Source organism: Runella sp. (assembly GCF_965279615.1).
Classification (GTDB): Bacteria; Bacteroidota; Bacteroidia; order Cytophagales; family Spirosomataceae; genus Runella.
The window spans coordinates 3,121,622-3,137,944 of the sequence record NZ_OZ257252.1; the positions used below are offsets into that span (position 1 = coordinate 3,121,622).

General features: G+C 44.2%; 16 protein-coding genes. 6 read left to right on the plus strand and 10 right to left on the minus strand.

The features are described 5' to 3' along the window. Nucleotides 1–5: 5 nt before the first annotated feature. The 3 genes from ACQY73_RS13310 to ACQY73_RS13320 are packed head-to-tail and all read left to right on the plus strand — an operon-like array spanning nt 6 to nt 1,025. Nucleotides 6–362 carry a hypothetical protein gene (locus tag ACQY73_RS13310; protein WP_428666708.1) on the plus strand — a complete coding sequence of 119 codons (357 nt, stop codon included), beginning with the start codon at nt 6–8 and terminating at the stop codon, nt 360–362. After that, nucleotides 340–813, plus strand: coding sequence for a DUF6169 family protein (locus tag ACQY73_RS13315; protein WP_428666711.1), 474 nt, complete (start codon nt 340–342; stop codon nt 811–813). Before ACQY73_RS13310 ends, ACQY73_RS13315 begins: the two co-directional genes overlap by 23 nt. 50 nt (nt 814–863) lie before the next feature. Continuing rightward, nucleotides 864–1,025: a hypothetical protein gene (locus ACQY73_RS13320; protein ID WP_428666714.1), complete on the plus strand. Its 162-nt coding sequence runs from the start codon at nt 864–866 to the stop codon at nt 1,023–1,025. Between the two features lie 125 nt (nt 1,026–1,150). Here ACQY73_RS13320 and ACQY73_RS13325 read toward each other — a convergent pair whose 3' ends face one another. The 8 genes from ACQY73_RS13325 to ACQY73_RS13360 all read right to left on the minus strand — a co-directional run bounded on the left by ACQY73_RS13325 (nt 1,151) and on the right by ACQY73_RS13360 (nt 9,611). Next, nucleotides 1,151–2,359, minus strand: a complete 1,209-nt coding sequence (locus tag ACQY73_RS13325; RefSeq protein ID WP_428666717.1) for a DUF3570 domain-containing protein — start codon at nt 2,357–2,359, stop codon at nt 1,151–1,153. Between the two features lie 58 nt (nt 2,360–2,417). After that, on the minus strand, nt 2,418–2,639 hold the full coding sequence (locus ACQY73_RS13330) for a DUF4266 domain-containing protein (protein WP_428666720.1): 222 nt from the start codon (nt 2,637–2,639) through the stop codon (nt 2,418–2,420). A 47-nt stretch (nt 2,640–2,686) separates the two neighbouring features. Beyond that, the gene (locus tag ACQY73_RS13335; protein ID WP_428666723.1) at nt 2,687–3,637 is read right to left on the minus strand and encodes an FAD:protein FMN transferase; all 951 of its coding nucleotides are present in this window, start codon (nt 3,635–3,637) and stop codon (nt 2,687–2,689) included. Continuing rightward, a complete protein-coding gene (locus ACQY73_RS13340; RefSeq protein ID WP_428666726.1) occupies nt 3,624–4,067 on the minus strand; it encodes a thioredoxin family protein in 444 nt (147 codons plus the stop codon). The genes ACQY73_RS13335 and ACQY73_RS13340 overlap by 14 nt, the downstream gene beginning before the upstream one ends. Before the next feature lie 38 nt (nt 4,068–4,105). Then, nucleotides 4,106–4,606, minus strand: coding sequence for a Rieske (2Fe-2S) protein (locus tag ACQY73_RS13345; protein WP_428666729.1), 501 nt, complete (start codon nt 4,604–4,606; stop codon nt 4,106–4,108). A gap of 281 nt (nt 4,607–4,887) precedes the next feature. After that, a complete protein-coding gene (locus ACQY73_RS13350; protein ID WP_428666732.1) occupies nt 4,888–5,568 on the minus strand; it encodes a PepSY-associated TM helix domain-containing protein in 681 nt (226 codons plus the stop codon). After that, nucleotides 5,507–7,024, minus strand: a complete 1,518-nt coding sequence (locus ACQY73_RS13355) for a DUF2271 domain-containing protein (protein WP_428666735.1) — start codon at nt 7,022–7,024, stop codon at nt 5,507–5,509. The genes ACQY73_RS13350 and ACQY73_RS13355 overlap by 62 nt, the downstream gene beginning before the upstream one ends. A gap of 31 nt (nt 7,025–7,055) precedes the next feature. Beyond that, entirely contained in the window at nt 7,056–9,611 is a 2,556-nt protein-coding gene (locus tag ACQY73_RS13360) for a TonB-dependent receptor domain-containing protein (protein WP_428666738.1), read from the minus strand. Between the two features lie 337 nt (nt 9,612–9,948). Here ACQY73_RS13360 and ACQY73_RS13365 point away from each other — a divergent pair, with 337 nt between their 5' ends. Together ACQY73_RS13365 and ACQY73_RS13370 are read left to right on the plus strand one after the other, a co-directional pair. Next, nucleotides 9,949–11,064, plus strand: coding sequence for a sensor histidine kinase (locus ACQY73_RS13365; RefSeq protein ID WP_428666741.1), 1,116 nt, complete (start codon nt 9,949–9,951; stop codon nt 11,062–11,064). Then, nucleotides 11,054–11,803 carry a LytR/AlgR family response regulator transcription factor gene (locus ACQY73_RS13370; RefSeq protein ID WP_428666744.1) on the plus strand — a complete coding sequence of 250 codons (750 nt, stop codon included), beginning with the start codon at nt 11,054–11,056 and terminating at the stop codon, nt 11,801–11,803. Before ACQY73_RS13365 ends, ACQY73_RS13370 begins: the two co-directional genes overlap by 11 nt. 52 nt (nt 11,804–11,855) lie before the next feature. Here the strand turns inward: ACQY73_RS13370 and ACQY73_RS13375 are convergent, their stop codons facing one another. Beyond that, nucleotides 11,856–13,082 (minus strand): DUF6600 domain-containing protein, encoded by a 1,227-nt coding sequence (locus ACQY73_RS13375; RefSeq protein ID WP_428666747.1) that lies wholly within the window; start codon nt 13,080–13,082, stop codon nt 11,856–11,858. A 275-nt stretch (nt 13,083–13,357) separates the two neighbouring features. Here ACQY73_RS13375 and ACQY73_RS13380 point away from each other — a divergent pair, with 275 nt between their 5' ends. Further along, on the plus strand, nt 13,358–15,274 hold the full coding sequence (locus ACQY73_RS13380; RefSeq protein ID WP_428666750.1) for a M14 family metallopeptidase: 1,917 nt from the start codon (nt 13,358–13,360) through the stop codon (nt 15,272–15,274). A 153-nt stretch (nt 15,275–15,427) separates the two neighbouring features. Here ACQY73_RS13380 and ACQY73_RS13385 read toward each other — a convergent pair whose 3' ends face one another. Next, nucleotides 15,428–16,141, minus strand: coding sequence for an MBL fold metallo-hydrolase (locus ACQY73_RS13385; protein ID WP_428666753.1), 714 nt, complete (start codon nt 16,139–16,141; stop codon nt 15,428–15,430). Nucleotides 16,142–16,323 lie beyond the last annotated feature (182 nt).

Consider the following 16,323-nt stretch of genomic DNA (forward strand, 5'->3'; position numbering starts at 1 on the left):
TTTTCATGGATGTTGATGCAAAGCTATGGTGTGAAGTCGGCGCGGCTAAGGGGAATCAGACAAACGCTGAAAAAAGCAGAATGAGTTTATATTTTTTGGGGATTAGTGGGAATACGAATTTTTTTTTGATGATTTCGTTCTTATCTTTGAATAGCCAAAACAAAAGCCAAACAGTAGTCATGATTATTGTTGTAAATTCCGATAGCCCTGATGCTCAACCCGTTAAGGCAAGCTCCAAAGCAGAGTCTTTTATCAGAAAAAAGATAGAGGATAAAAGGCTTATACGCGAGTATATCAAACAAGGAAAAGATTTGTCAGAACTTACAACCAGCCGAGGTATTGAGTTTGTTAGTCCCCTATAACATTGAGCCATTCTCAAACGGTCTCCTATTTATAACCGACGCAGGTATAGAATACAGGATAGTTTTTGAAAAACATACTGCTTTTTACGAATTAGGCTACCAGTCTTTCGAGTTTAGCTTCTACCCTGTAGGTAATCGCACTTCTGTTTTTGATGACAGAATCAGGACAACTATTTTGAAAGTATTGAAAGATTTTTCGGATATCTACCCCGATTCTGTGTTATTATATATTTGCGACAGTCTTGATAATCAGGCAAGAGCTCGAAATATCTTGTTCAATAGATGGTTTAGGGAAGTAGCTCCGCCTGATATACTAAAATTTAATCGAAAAATCATTGATACCGATTTAGACATGGTTTACTATGCTGCCTTTATCTTCAACAAGCTATACATAGCCGAGAATGTACTTGAGCCTTACATTGATTTAGAAGTTCAAAATCTGAGCAAATAGTTACAACACAATCTGGGTTTGGTTTAGAGCATCTTATCAAAATTTCTCAGGTGAAAAATACTCCTAACTTCCAAAAATTACACAAGGCTGATTTAATGATAAACAGTTCAGTAGAGCCAACCAATAATAATGATGATAAGGCATTTAGCGATTTTCTGAAAAACAAAAAGAGCAAAGTAAAAGCTTTGCCTCCTAAAAAAGTTTTGAGATAATTTTCAAAAGTCAATTCATCAAACAAACGCTGAAAAAAGCAGAATGAGTTTGTAATTTTGGGGGATTAGTGAAAAATAAAACGTCGGCGAGGCTTGGAGCCGCCGACGTTAACTCTGACGCCGGCCTATTTCAATTTCATTGCCAGTGTCACACTGTTTCCTATCATACCGGTACTGCGAATATAGTGCCCGTAGCGAAATTCGACGGTATTCCACTGTTTGATACCAAATAGCCCACCGGGCGGCGCAAGTCGGACACCGGCTCCTACAAAATGACTTGTAAAGCCTGAAATATCGTAATCGCTCGTATAGTACGCAGCCGTGGGGCTTTGCTTGCCGTATGCTTTGAAATAACGCACAGCGCTTTGATGATGAAAACGATAAAAGGGACTGAGCGACACAAAAGGAGTCACTTTATAGGATACTTCTACGTTGGCGCTGTGTGCGACCATTCCCCAATCATCGGCGTAGAAACGATAAAATCCGCGCAGGATAACTTTATCACCCAGAAAATAACTTGCCCTTACTCCAATGGGTAGCTTCATGCGGGTTCCGGGCAGTTTTTCGACCGTATGCGAACCATCGGTAAAATAGACGCGGTGATAAGGCGTGCTCAATAGTCCCTGCTGCAACGCCGGTTCAACAGTAAACAACAGTTGCAGCCGTTTATTGATCACCTGCGACAGCGTTAGCGATAGATTGTACGAATTCCGAGGTTTGTAAGCGACCGGGTCACGGTCACCTTCAGCGGCCGAACCATAGCCCGCAGGGCGAAGTTCAGAGGGCAATATTGCCGTCCAGGTATCAAAAAACGCACCGGCTTTAAGGCTGAATTCACGGTTATTGTCTTTGGAGAGTTTCGCAAAATTGACGTTAAATCCGTGAGACTGATAATCATACTCTGTTGAATACGAATAACTTACCCCTCTTGTAGTATGCGTAGCATCGTCTTTCATGCTCCATGACAATGAAGGGTAAACGTGCGTATCGCTGCGCGACGCCGAAGAAACCGTCAGTGGGTCAATGTTATCAGAAGAGGCAGAGGTGTAATGGTCAATGTTAAAATCAGCATTGATAAAATGTTGGCGACTTTTTCGATCAATGAATGATAATTTCAAATCAATCGAATTCGCAAAATCACCCAACTTTTCAGTACCGATCCCTCCCGTTACGGCCGAGTTATTGCCGTCTTGGCCGTAATAACTTGATACTAAGTTTACCTCTTCAATCTTGAGTTTACGTTTTTCGTAAGCCTCTTTATCGTTGTTTGTTTGAGCATAAGCACCTTTCAGCAGCCCTGCCAACAATCCAACGGTTAACACGATTTTTTTCATTTAGGTTAGATAAGAATAAAAAGAGAAGTTATAGGTGCTTACAGCACGACAAAGGATATTAATTACATCCGCAACCGCCCCCGCTTTTGCCGCCGTTTGCTCCCGATGCACCTTCTCGGTAGAGATAAAAACTCTGTTCAAATTTTTCGGATTTGCGGGCCGACAACTCCATCTCAGAGTCATTGATACGGCTTTTTTGATATTCCTTTACCGTAACACAGGAAGACATAGCAATTGCTCCCGACAAAGCGAGCAATCCTTTTTTCACGATTTTATTCATAGTTTTATTATTTACCTGTTCTAATTAGAAGCTTTCAGCGTGACTTCTTAGCCGATTTTAATGTTTTTTGAAGTAAAAACGCGGTCATTATCATCAATGATGATACAGGCCATTCCCTGCATTTGATTGATCAGATCCAAGCCTACCCGTACGCCCATGACCGTGACGGGCGTCGCCATGGCATCAGCGATTTCGGCATTGGGAGAGAGGATGGTCACACTTTTGATACCCGATACAGGCAGGCCCGTTTTAGGGTCGATGGTATGGGAATATTTCTTCCCGTTGATGAGTGCATATTTTTCGTAATTGCCCGAGGTAGCGACAGCTATATTGCTGATATTCATATACGAGAACGGCTGATTTTTGGCGTTGGGATCTGCAATGCCAATCGTCCAGGGCTGTCCGTTGGGTTGATTTCCCCACGTGGTCAAATCCCCTGAGGCATTGACGATACCGCTCTTGACGCCTTTTTGCAGTAATAGTCTTTTGGCCATTTCCGCCGCATAACCTTTACCGATCCCGCCAAAGCCTATCCGCATTCCTTTCTCTTTTAGGAAAACGCTTCCGTCAGCATCGTTCAACACCACATTTCGGTAATTAATAAGTCGCACCATCTGCCGGGCAGTTTGGGCATCAGGCAGAGATGTCATGTGCGTATCAAAATTCCAAAGGCTTTTATCAATGGAGCCATATGTAATGTCAAAAGCCCCCTGCGTCAGTTCAGAGATGCGAATCGAGCGCCGGATCAACTCAAATACTTCACGATTTACTTTTACAGGTTTTATACCCGCCTGCGCGTTGATTTGATTGGTTTGGCTATTGTCGCTGAACGTGGTCAACAATGCTTCAATACGTTGAATCTCAGCCACGGCATCATCAATCCTTGCTTCGGCCCATGCCTCATCTTCCGATACTACACTGATTTCAAAGCGGTTGCCCATCAACCTAAGTACTCTTTGATACAATTGCGGCATCACCGTCAACTCACTTTCCGGCATTGGCAACCAAGGCTATATCATGCACAAACGCCAATGTATTGAGTGTTTTAGGATACCCTTCCCACTCTTTCAGTACTTTTCCATTGGCATCCAACAAAAGCGTAAAAGGAAATTTACCCTGTGGATTGTATTTTTCAGCCAGTGCTTCGTTGTGTGCGGTTTGGGCAGTTTCCAGTTGATTCTTTTTTTGTCGCGGAAAATCGGCCCGAACCAATACCAAATGTCCTTCGGCGTATTGCTGAAAATCTTCGGATTCAAAAATGTCTTTTTTGAGCTTTATACAGGGGCCGCACCAATCTGATCCACAAAAATTTAACAGAATGTATTTATTGTTTTGGGCAGCTTCTGCCTTTGCTTTTTCAAAATTACCACCCCATTGTGGCGCGCTGAATAACAGACCGGCAATAAAAAGAGAAATGATTGTTTTCACTATTGTCTTATAATTTAGGTTAGAATTTCATCTCAAACTTAGCTATACACTACGAGGGTGGTGCCGCTGACGGCCACTTTATAGACCGTGAGCCCTTTGCTGCCGAAACTGTTCAGGCCTTTTCCCGTCAGATCAAACCGAGCGCCGTGATCGGTGCAGTAAAACTCGGTCTTGTTAAAAATAATTTTCTTTTTAGGTTCGTGACTGCACGTCTGCGTCACAGCAGCGTAATTGCCCGCACTTGTCAACGCTACCACAATGCCACTCTTAGCCACATAGCCGCCTACCGTTTTGAGACTTGCATTGGCTGTGGCGCTAAGATCGAGGGTCAATAATGGATTTTTAATGGTACTCAGATCCGTCGTTGTACTTGGTGTTGTCGTAACGGGATTAGTTGCTACAGGAGTGGTGGCGGTATCTGTTGGCTTTTCTACCAGTGCGTTGATGTATGTATCCTCTTCCCGAATGCACGAAGACATGACCGCCATCAAAGCTGCCCCTCGAAAACCCATTGATTTCAAAAATTGATACCTGTTCATGTCCGATCGTACTATTTAAATGTTTGTTATCCTCTATTACGTCAATGTGTTGGCTCATGTTGCGCATAAAATGGCATATCCTTTAATTTAGAGAATTTCAAAATAAGCGTTTGTCTCTTTTTGAGACAAAAAGCAAACGGCAGACATATTGCCCGCCGTTTGACTTTCTCACTATTATCTATCTACTTATGTTTTGTCAAGCCTGATTTTTCTTTATTGCTAATAATCAAGGCATTTTTGAGTCTATTTTGAAAACAGCTCGAGGCCTGCTTTGTAAGAGGCTACACAAAAAACATATACAATAGCCCACAAATGACAAGTCCTATGACCGACCATACCAGTCCGCCTGTTCGGCGCTTTTTCAAAAAAAGCAAAAGAAGCAGGCCGGTTGCAGACACCAGCGTCATAAAAATGGCAGAAGCATCAATGACCAACGACCAGTTTTTCCCTGTATCGCGTCCTTTATGCAGATCATTTATCACAGCCACCAAACCCATACGGGTCTCAGTCAGTTGATAAGAGCCGGTTGTTCGATTAATGAACCCGTCAGCGGTATACCCCGGCCCCCGAAAAGAAATCGAGCATTCTGCAAGGTCAATACGAAAATCACTCATGGCTCCTTTTAAATTATGAGTTGCCCGTAAGTATTCAACAATTGCCAATTTATTAATCTTCGACGTATCAGCAACGTTGACCCATTCAGCGCGCAATTGGCCTTTGTATTCAGCCGTAACAGAAGCATCATCAAACCAATCAGCGTGGTTGAGGGTCAGGCCGGTTACTGCAAAAAATAATACCAGCACAAAACTGAACATAGAGAGGTATAAATGAAGCCACCGGGCCACTGCCGACATTTTAGGCTGCCGTATTGAGTTCCCATTAGAAGGCTGTGATTGTCCCTTAGCGGTTGCTTCCTTTCTCACGGTAGTCCAAGGCTGCGGCGGCGATTTCGGTGTTTCCATTAAGAGTTTGCTGTTTCGGTTTTCCGTTAAAATCCATTTCCTGCCGTATCAATTGATACGTGCCATGCTCACGGGCAGCTTCAATATTGATGGTATACTTTCCTTGCTTTACGTATTGCCCCTGATCGTCTTTGCCGTCCCACACCAATGAATAGTTACCTGCCGAACGAGTGGCTCCGGCAATGGAAGCAGTATTCAATCCGGCATTGCGTTGGATTGTATACCAAGTGCGCAATTCAGGAAGCCAGCGGGGCTTGTTATACCAAATCGCCAATTGACGAACGGGAACGTGATTTTGGTCTTCAATCCATACCGCTACAAAAGGACGATGAGAACGACCTTCAAATTGGCTGAGTTCAAACGAAACAAGCAATTCCTGATTAGCATTCCAAACTTTATCTTTGGTGTTTGTCATTGACAAAATTTGCGCCGTTTTTACCGAAGTATATGAAGCCGCAGGCGTTGAAAGTTCATTCCACCCCGGACTCGTAAATGATTGACCTTCTTTCGTGACAATGAGATAGTCTGTCTGCGGAATAGTAGCCGCCAACTTCCTACTTTCAAAAGGTGCAAGCACGTTAAATGCCGTAGCCAAAGCTCCTGCTGTAACAGCGTCGGGATGTACTACAGTAGCACTGATAACATCCTGAGCGGGCAATGCTGTCCGAGGATCAACAATATGCGAGTACCATGTATTATTCACCCATACGCCTCTGCGGTAGTTTCCGCTCGTTGCGACTGCACGATCCCGGATGGCAAGCCACGTTAGAGGTACTGCATTCTCGGCATTGTCATTGGGATTTGTAACGGCAACCGATTCTGTCCAATTACCGCGTATCACCAGATCGCCCCCGCTATTGAGAACGACAGCGTCAACGTCAGCATTTTTCAGTGCTGCTTCTGCCGCACGCTCTAAAATATAACTTTTAGCAAACGAATGCAGCCGTAAAGGGGATTGGCTGACACGGGTAGCCGTCCGGTTGGCGGGATCAAGTATCCAATGAGGCTGATTGGCGATCAAAACAGCGGCCAGCCTTTCTGCTTCCGAAGGGAGAATTTGCGTTTGAGCGGCACGTTGCCAAAGTTGATTTATACCTTCAGCAGCGGCATTAATGGCTCCGTTTGTTTTCCCATGCCATTCTGTAAATTCATTTAAAACGGCCCAAAGATTATCAGAAACAGGAATGGTTTCTTTTGGGAAAGCCCACCAGCGACTGAATTCGCTGGTGGGAATATAACTGCTGAGAATAGTATTAAGGCGTTCTATTTCTGCTAAAATAACCTTTTCAGTTTGTCGAGCCGCAGTATAAGAGCGTGCTACAATCTTTAGATCCAACGACGTTCCCAACGTATTTTCGAGGTGTGAAATAAACAATCCCTGTACTTCGGGCAGTGATTGGTAAGGGCCGGCTATAACACTCGCCATTGAAGCCAACCCAAGTTTTAATCCATTCATAGCTGTTTATTTTATTGAATGTCAGGCTTCCTTAGTTGTTATCGCCTCCTTCTTTCACGTCGTCGTTTTTCACACTCTTAGATTTTTTAGGAGCGGCAAACGTCATCTTTCCGATTTTGTAGCTGAATGTCAGCTTAATGTTTTGGTTATAGATGTTGTTGACCATGGTTTGGTTCAACACCGGCGTTACGGAAGTTGACTTCATTTTCATTCCTCCTAAGAAGTTTTCAGTAGCCAATCCAAGACTTCCTTTCTTGTTGTTGAAGTCTTTCTTCACACCGAAAGAGTACATGTAGAAACTGCCTTGTACTCCTTGGAGCGTTACTTGGTTTCCGCGCATACCGCCGTGTGCCTGCATTGCCCAACCTTTGTTAAGTGCAAGGCTGGACATGATACGTCCGCCGATCACCCAACCAGAGTTGCTGGTGTTGATTGAAGTACCATCCAATCCCTGTACTTTTCCTTCCAGGTAGTTGTAGTACAGATCCACACCACCGTTCAATGTCCATTTTGGCGTAAGGTAAACGTTGGCAAATACGTTGGCACCCATCACTTCCTGCTTACCGATGTTTTGGAAGGTAGTGATAATGGCACCGATAAGCGTATCGGAAGGAGCGCTCAAACGCATGATGCTGTTGTTGGTAGAGCGGCTGAAAACCGATGCGTTCAAGTATGTTTTCTTAATGTTGGTGCTCAAACTCAACTCAAAGTTATTAGTCATTTCAGGCTTCAAATTCGGGTTACCGATGCTGATATTGTACGGGTTGGCAGCGTTGTAGTTAGGATTCAACTGTTGCAGACCCGGACGTTGGATACGACGGTTGTAAGCAGCTTTCAGCGTCGTTCCCGCCTTTAGGCTTTTTGACACGTTGATACTTGGTACAAGCGTCCCGTAACTTGGAATCGAAATTTTACCGATTTGGTCTTTGGCGTCAATCGTGGTGTATTCGTAGCGTGAACCTACTTTGAACGTGTATTTATTGGCAGTCGAATACGTGTATGATAAGTATCCTGCGACAATGTTCTGGCTATAATCCAGACTACCGACAGGGTTGCGGGCATCGGCGGCAAAAGCACCCGTAGCACCTGCTACCTGATAGCTGTAATCACTGTTTACCTGACGCATGATCGTTTTCGCTCCAAATTCAATCATTTGGTTTTTCCTAATCGGCGTTTGGTAATCCGTCTGAATCGTAGCTTCCTGGTTCAGGTTAGAGTTCAGGTTTTTCTGACGGCTCAATAAAGCACTGCTTTCGTTCAACAAATCAGCGTTAAAGTTGTTGGTAAGCGTGTTACGGCTATATTGAGTCGAGATAGACCATTCTCTGCCGGGCACTTTAAAAGTGCGGATATAGTCAAGATTCATGTCCACGTTATTGGATAGATCTTTGGTAGTCACGTCGCGGTAAGTGGTAGCTGTCAGCGCATTGTTGGTAAACAAATTGCTTGTCATATCCTGCGTCCGAACCATGTTACGCGTTCCGAAGCTGATGCCGGCATTCAAAGATTGGTTTTTTGACAACTCATAGTCAAACCCAATATTGTATCTTCCAAATAAGCCGTTATCATAAGCATCGGTATTTTGTTTTGTCAATAACGATGCTCCGTTTTGCAGCGTGGTTTGATCTAAGGTTGAATTTGCTTTATTGTAGAAAGCACGGCCAAAACCTCCCAAAGTAATTCCTAATTTACCCTGACGAAAGTTTCCGTTAAGGCTAAGGTTTGAACCGCGCGCTCCAACTCCTGCATCTGCACTGAGGGTAAGGCCTTGCAATGTTGATTTCTTGGTAATGATGTTGATAATCCCCGCTGAGCCTTCTGCGTCATATTTCGCCGAAGGAGAAGTGATTACTTCAACTGATTTGATCAAGTCCGCAGGAATCATTTTTAAGGCATCGGCAATGCTGCTGGCTACAATCGTAGAAGGCTTGTTATTGATCAATACCCGAATATTTTGGCTACCGCGAAGCGATACGTTGCCGTCCAGATCGACCGACAACATAGGTACTTTTTTGAGTACATCGGCGGCATCACCACCACGAGCGGTAAGGTCTTTTTCAGCGTTGTAAACCAATCTATCCACTTTCTCTTCAATGATCGATTTTTCGCCCGTCACCACCACTTCGTCAAGGGTTCTGACATCGGGGCTCATTTTGATGACGCCCAAATCCAGATCCTGACCTTTGGCGATTTTTATATTATCAACCGTTTTGTCTTTAAAACCAATGAAAGAGATCATCAGTTTATAGTCACCAACGGCGATGCTTTTAAGGGTAAATTTACCTTTTTCATCGGCTACGGTACCATCTACCGGTTTGCCTGTTGCTTTATTATAAAGTGCGATATTGGCAAACTCAACGGCCTTTGTTGCGGCTGAATCTATGACAAAACCCGTTATCTTTGAATTACCTTTAGGAGCAGTTCCTTCAAGGTTTAGCGTTGGGGTTTGTGCGTTGTTGGTACTTCTGTTGCGACCGTTACCGTCGCCGCTTTGCATACCGCCGGGACCACCGGGGCCGCCTGGAAATTGGGCGTGGGCGGCTGTCAGACCCAACGCAAAAAGAATGGAAGTGATAATTGTTTTCATTTGTTGTATTTGTTGGTCGTCACGATTAAATTATATTGGTGACGGAGATTGTGCGTTTTGATGCTCCAAAATAACGGCAGCTTTCTTTCACAAAAAAATACAATAGATAGAGAGAGTGTAATTACCGACCAATTGTCGATTTATGACCGATGAGTTGCCTTTTCGACCTGTTACAGGGTATCATAGGTATATTTAAAGATAAAAAATGTCCAATTATCGGTAAATTTTGGCAATCCGGCGATTGGTAGAATAAGTATGAAATTGTTTTTATAGGATTGCTGTCATTTTTGAATAACCGATTTATATCCACATCGGTAGTTATAAAAAAAATACAACTATGTTACTTCGCCCAAACAGAAAAAATATAACACTTCTTATTCACCTCTTAGCTTGGGGGCTATTGGCCGCTTTGGTACTGATGCCCCCCTTTGGCGGGCGCTTTACAATGCCTGATGAATACTGGATAAAGCAATGGATATTGCTGGGATTATTGGCCGGTGCTTTTTATCTCAATGCGAAAATTCTTTTACCACGCTTATTGTTCCAAAATCACACTATCTGGTATGTGGTTTCTATTGTCGGTACGGCGGCATTCATTTATTGGGCAATTCAAGGCGTAGATTCATGGCTTAATCTGCCCGAACTATGGCACAAAGCCACTCGTCCGGACCGACCTTTTAATCCCAACCGTGGCCGGCATTTTGACATGTTTACCTTTTTGTATTCATTGTTGTCTCTTGGCGTAAGTACCAGTTTAACGGTCGTGCAAAAATGGCAAAAGGATACGCAAATCCGTGAGCAGTTGGAACGTGAAAAAGTAGTCTCTGAACTGTCTTTTTTGAAAGCGCAGATCAATCCCCACTTCTTTTTCAATACCTTAAATAACATCTACGCACTCACCATGCTGGATGTGCAATCAGCACAGGAGGCGCTCCATCGGCTTTCGCGCATGATGCGTTATGTATTATACGAAACCAAAGAAGGTACTGTACGACTGAGTCAGGAAATAGCATTTTTAGAAGATTATATTCAACTGATGCAGCTTCGTTTGACCAATAAAGTTAAAGTGAGTTTTGAGAAACCTGCAACTCATCACGACGTAGCCATTGCCCCTATGTTGCTTTTGCCGTTTCTTGAAAATGCTTTTAAACATGGGGTGAGTGCCACACGTCCCAGCGAAATTTTCATTGGTTTGGCTCAGGAAGGGCAGACCTTACGGGTAGAAGTTCGGAATACGCTCTTTACTGAGAAAAGGGTCACTTTGGATGAGAGCAATGGAATAGGTTTGGTCAATACCCGTCGCCGACTCGACTTATTGTACCCCAATCACTATTCTTTGAAAATTACAGAGCATACACCTAAAGACGAGTATTTAGTGGAATTGACGCTCCATACGACCGCTACCGCTAAACAGCAAAGTACCACTCTAAGCCCCGCGCATTATGACGCTTAACTGCATCGCTGTTGATGATGAACCACTCGCCCTTGGTCTGGTGAGTGTTTTTATTGAAAAGACACCTTTTCTGCATCTGGTTGGGAAATATTCCAGCGCTATCGAAGCATTGCAGGCGCTGCATCATGAGCAAGTGGATATTATTTTTCTGGATATTCAGATGCCCGATCTGACCGGCATCGAATTGGCACGAGTATTGGGGCAATCACAACAAGGGGGCGCAGGTCCCCGCATTATTTTTACAACGGCCTTCAACAATTTTGCCCTTGAAGGCTACAAAGTGGATGCCTTGGATTATTTGCTCAAACCATTCAACTATGAAGAGTTTTTGCGGGCAGCCAACAAAGCAAAAGCCTATTTTGAGTTAATAAACCGTCCCGCACCGGTTACAGCTCCAACAGCTGCGGCAGAACCTGAAGAAGATTCTCTGTTTCTAAAAGTAGAATATCAATTGGTGCGGGTAGCATACAATGATATTTTATACATCGAAGGCCTGAAAGATTACGTAAAGGTTCATTTGCAAAGCACTACAAAACCTATCTTATCATTGACCAGCCTTAAAGCATTGGAAGATCGGCTGCCAACGCGGAAGTTCATGCGGGTACATCGGTCGTTCATTGTTTCATTGGATAAAATAAATTCGCTTACCCGCAACAGCATTCAGATCGGCAATGTCACTATCCCGGTAAGCGATCAGTACAAAGATTCTTTCAATCAGTTCTTAAGCAAATGGACGTAAACCGGAGTTTTTACGCTCCCATTTACGTCCATTGTATAGTACTAATTCTTAGTTAATTTCCGCGACGTCCTCCACGGTGCCCTTCTCCGGAATTCTCTGACGAACTTCTTTGCCCCTGTTCCTGAGTGCGTGGTTGCGAAGACTCACGACCGCCGCGCGACTGTGGCTGTTGTTGATACGATCCACCGTTGCGTTCAGTAGGACGAGGTTGGTCGTTGTCATTACTTCTTCTTTGCGGCAAATTTTCTCTGCTTTCATACGAACGCTGTGGCGCCTGTTCCCGATTTGCCCGAGGCTGTTGATTGGAATTGCCGTTATCTGACCACGTCCGTTGCGCATTTCCACGTTCAGGAGCTGTATACGGTCTATCATCCTGACGCGGTTGTTGAGGGCTGTTCTGACGTTGGTCATAACGATTTTGGTTTTGATTCTGCCCTTGGTTGTTATTGTCAAAACGGTCGTTGCGTGATACACGATTATCATTATCGTAACGTGGTGATTGGTTTTGGCGACCGTTATTGTTATCCCAATTCCGTCCGTTGCCATTGTAATTAGGTCGTGAATCATAGGGACGCGAACCACCGTTGTTGCGTGCATAACGTCCCTGACGATAAATATCATCGGCACGATATACATTGATTCGATTGCGCGTTATACGTTCAATATCATGGCGTTGCGGCCCATAGGCGTATAATCTGTTATTGTAGCGGTAATAATTATTGATATAAACGGTGCCGCCAAAAATGTTGCCGATTCGATTGCGGGGCACACAATAACTGTACACACGCGGGCTTTGAATATAGATGTCAGGCACAAACACCCAGTAGTTATACGGAATGTTAATATTTATGTCAATTCCCATCCCGGGACCTAAAGGTGCCCAACCATAGTAGCCGCCACCCGAACGCCACGTTACCCACGCAGGTCCCCACTCATCGCCCGGAACCCATATCCAACCATAGTAATCATCCATCAGCCAACGTCCGTAGTGGAAAGGTGCCCAACCCCAATCGTAATCGGAAACCCAAGTATTACCGTATTCGGTCATTTCCCAATGGCCATCAGTGGCATATGGCTGAAAATCAGGGCCTACATTAGGTCTCCATACCTGTCCGTATGACGGATTATTCATCCATTGACCATAAGGAGACAGTTCGTTGTAAAAATCCTGCCGCGAAATACTAACCCCCGGCTGGGCATGAACAGTACTCGGAGTGCTCATTCCGACAGCCATCACAAAGAGCAGGCAAACGGCGTGTATTTTATGAATTGTTTTCATGGCATTTTCTTTGGTTAAGTGAGACTCCGTCTTCGAGTTAGAGTACATTTTGGTGACAAAGTTTATTTACAAATGAAACGAAATTTTTAGTATTTCCGGTTCATATTACTCCCCCCCGGATATAGGATTAACAATCATTAACCATTGAGATTCTTTTTTCAAAAAATTACTCATTATAAGGTTATTCATTAAGCAAAAATTTTAGTAATATCAGCCTGAAAACTAGCCTTTTAAAACCAAATTGTACTTTAAACTCTTTTCTTATTCATTTATTTATGAAAAACACTTTTATACTCCTTTTAAGCTTATTTTCCCTGAACGAAGTCGCTGCTCAAAAACCTTATTACGGCGAGGAGAAATGGCCCGAACAAGACACCGCCAGTAAATTTTATACCGTCAAGGGCGAACGTCACGGTGTCAGTTTTTTCAAGAAACACTATTTTAAAGATGTTGAGTACAAACCCGGCAATAAGTTGACGTTCGACGTTTATCACTCGCCCGATGTGATGTACAGTTGGTATCGCAAATGGGCCGAACAATATCCCAACATTGTAGAGCTTTATGAAGTAGCCAAAAGCTACGAAGGTCGCCCAATCTTACAAATGACCATTACCAACAAAAAAACGGGAAAACACACCGACAAACCTGCTGCCTATTTTGAAGCCGGTCGGCACAGCGGTGAGGTTACCAGTAGTGAAGCCATCTTATGGTTAACGCAGCACTTGCTCGAAAATTATGGCAAAGACGCCTCCATCACGCAGTTGGTAGATACGAAATCCATTTATCTGCGCCCTGAAAATAACCCCGATGGCTCAACAATGTACCTTTTTACGGCACAACGCAACCGCAGTACCGTACGTCCCAAAGACGATGATCGTGACGGATTGCTGGACGAAGACCCGGAAGAAGACCTCGACGGTGACGGTGTCATTTATCAACTCCGCAAAAAAGCCGTTACCAAAGCCGAAAAAGAAAGAGCTGACTTCATACTCGACCCAAAAGACCCCTCGGGCCGACTGATGAAACGCGTTTTGGAAGGAAAAGGCGAATGGCTGGTCTATACCGAAGGCATTGACAATGACGGCGATGGCAAATATAACGAAGACGGCATCGGTGGCTTGGACAATCACCGTAACTACCCCGAAAACTGGCGTCCTGACCAAGGCGGTGACCTGACCGGACGCGGCTACACACAGGGCGGCGCGGGCGAATATCCTCTGAGTGAAATCGAAACGCGCTCAACGGTTTTGTGGCTCTTGGCGCATCCGAATATTTCGGTAGTCAACTCGATGGATACACGCGTGCCGATGCACCTCCGACCACCTTCCACTTCCAAAAGTGCCGAAAGTATGTTTCCTGCTGACTTGGCAATCTACAAACACATGGACAGCGTAGGCTTGGCCTTCACGGGTTATCCTTGGGCGGGTGATGTGTATGAAACGTACAGCACCCGCAGCAAAACCGACCGCACAACGGGCGACCCTTCCAAGCCGCAACCGTTGTTTGGTCACGGTCCCGACTTTGGTTATTTTTATTACGGCTCCGTTTGGTACGGTGACGAACTTTGGAACGGCGGTGCCATGAAAGATTACGACAAAGACGGTGCCTATGATGAATACGATGGTCTGATGTGGGACGACGAAGCAAATAAGAAAAATGGTTTCAAACCGTGGACAAAACTTACGCACCCCACCTTGGGAGAAGTGGAAATCGGCGGTTTTCACCCCAAATTCTTTGCGCAAAACGGTCCAGCGTGGCAATTGGAAAACTGGATCTCCAAACAATCGAAGTTTAACTTGGCAATGGCTAAAGAGTTACCGCAAATCGACTTGAAAGACGTAAACGTGAAAGCATTGGCTAACAACGAATACGAAATAAAAGTTACATGGAGTAATTCCGGCAAACTGCCGGTAGCATTGGAACAAGCCAAATTGGTAAAAATAGTACAGGAAGACCGAGTAACATTGGACTTTGATAAAGCATTGCTCAAAGGCTATGAAGAAGCCAAAGTAACGATCACTCAACCTGCTTTGTTTGACAAAACAATTTATACAGGTTATACCAAAGTCGGAGAACAAAAAGAAGCTGTTTTTAAAGTAAAGCTCAATCAAAAAGGCCCTGTTAAGGCGAAAGTGAAGCTTTCATCTACCCGTGGCGGCTATAAAGAGAAAGAAATCACTTTGGGGAATTAATGGAATAACCGAAAAATGATAAACTGAAAAATGTAAAAGTAAGACCTTCTCCGAAGTTTTAGTAGCTTCGGAGAAGCCCAAACCTTTGTAGAGATAAAAATACCCAAATCCCAAAAGCTTCGGAGAAGCGCAACCTTTGTAGAAATATTGGATTTATCGAAATTGTACCAAGGCCTTGACAAAAGCATCTTCCACCCTTTGGCGCGGCTTATGAAAATACCCCATGCCGTGGCCCGGCAATAAAATGTCAAAATCTACCTTGGAAAGTCGGCGTAAGGAGGCGGTGTATTTTTGTTTGTCGAAATCAATGGCACTGTCCCAACCGAAGTCTCCATTGGGCTGTACGCCGATCACATCACCGCTGATAATAATTCGTTTTTGGTCTAACATAAATGAATAAGCCGTGCAGCCTGCGCTGTGGCCCGGCAAGTGCATAACCTCTATTTCCACTCCGAAAAGGTTTCGCTTTTGCTTGTCAACCAGTACTTGATCCACGCTCACGGATTGAAACGTTTTATGATACAAATAACCAAAACAACGCTCGTCTCCCGCCGCGATGGCTTCGGCCGTTTCGGCAATGGCCATGATCTTTACTCCTCTTTTTTTGAGAATATGTGCCGCGCCTGCGTGGTCGATGTGTGGATGAGTCAATAAACAATAATGAATATCTTCAGGCGCAAGACCCCAATAGCGCATATTGTCAAAGAGTTGCTCAATGGTATCACCACAACCGCTGTCAAACAGGATCAATCCCTGCGGTGTTTTTAATACATACGCATTGCCATCATTCCATAAGGCTCCGGGTTGGTCAAAAGTAATTCCGTTCAGGTCGCCGCTTACTTGAAAAAGGTTTTTTAATATCTGCATATACCGCTGTTTTATCACCAAAGGCTTAATGAAGCACATTTTACCGCATCAGAACGCCGCGCTTATTCCAAGCTTTTTACATTCTCAACAAAGTTACCTGCTTTTTGTTATCAATACCGCCTCTAAAATCGTAACTTTGCCCCGGTAAGTCAATCAAACATTTGCTCAATTACTTCCTATAT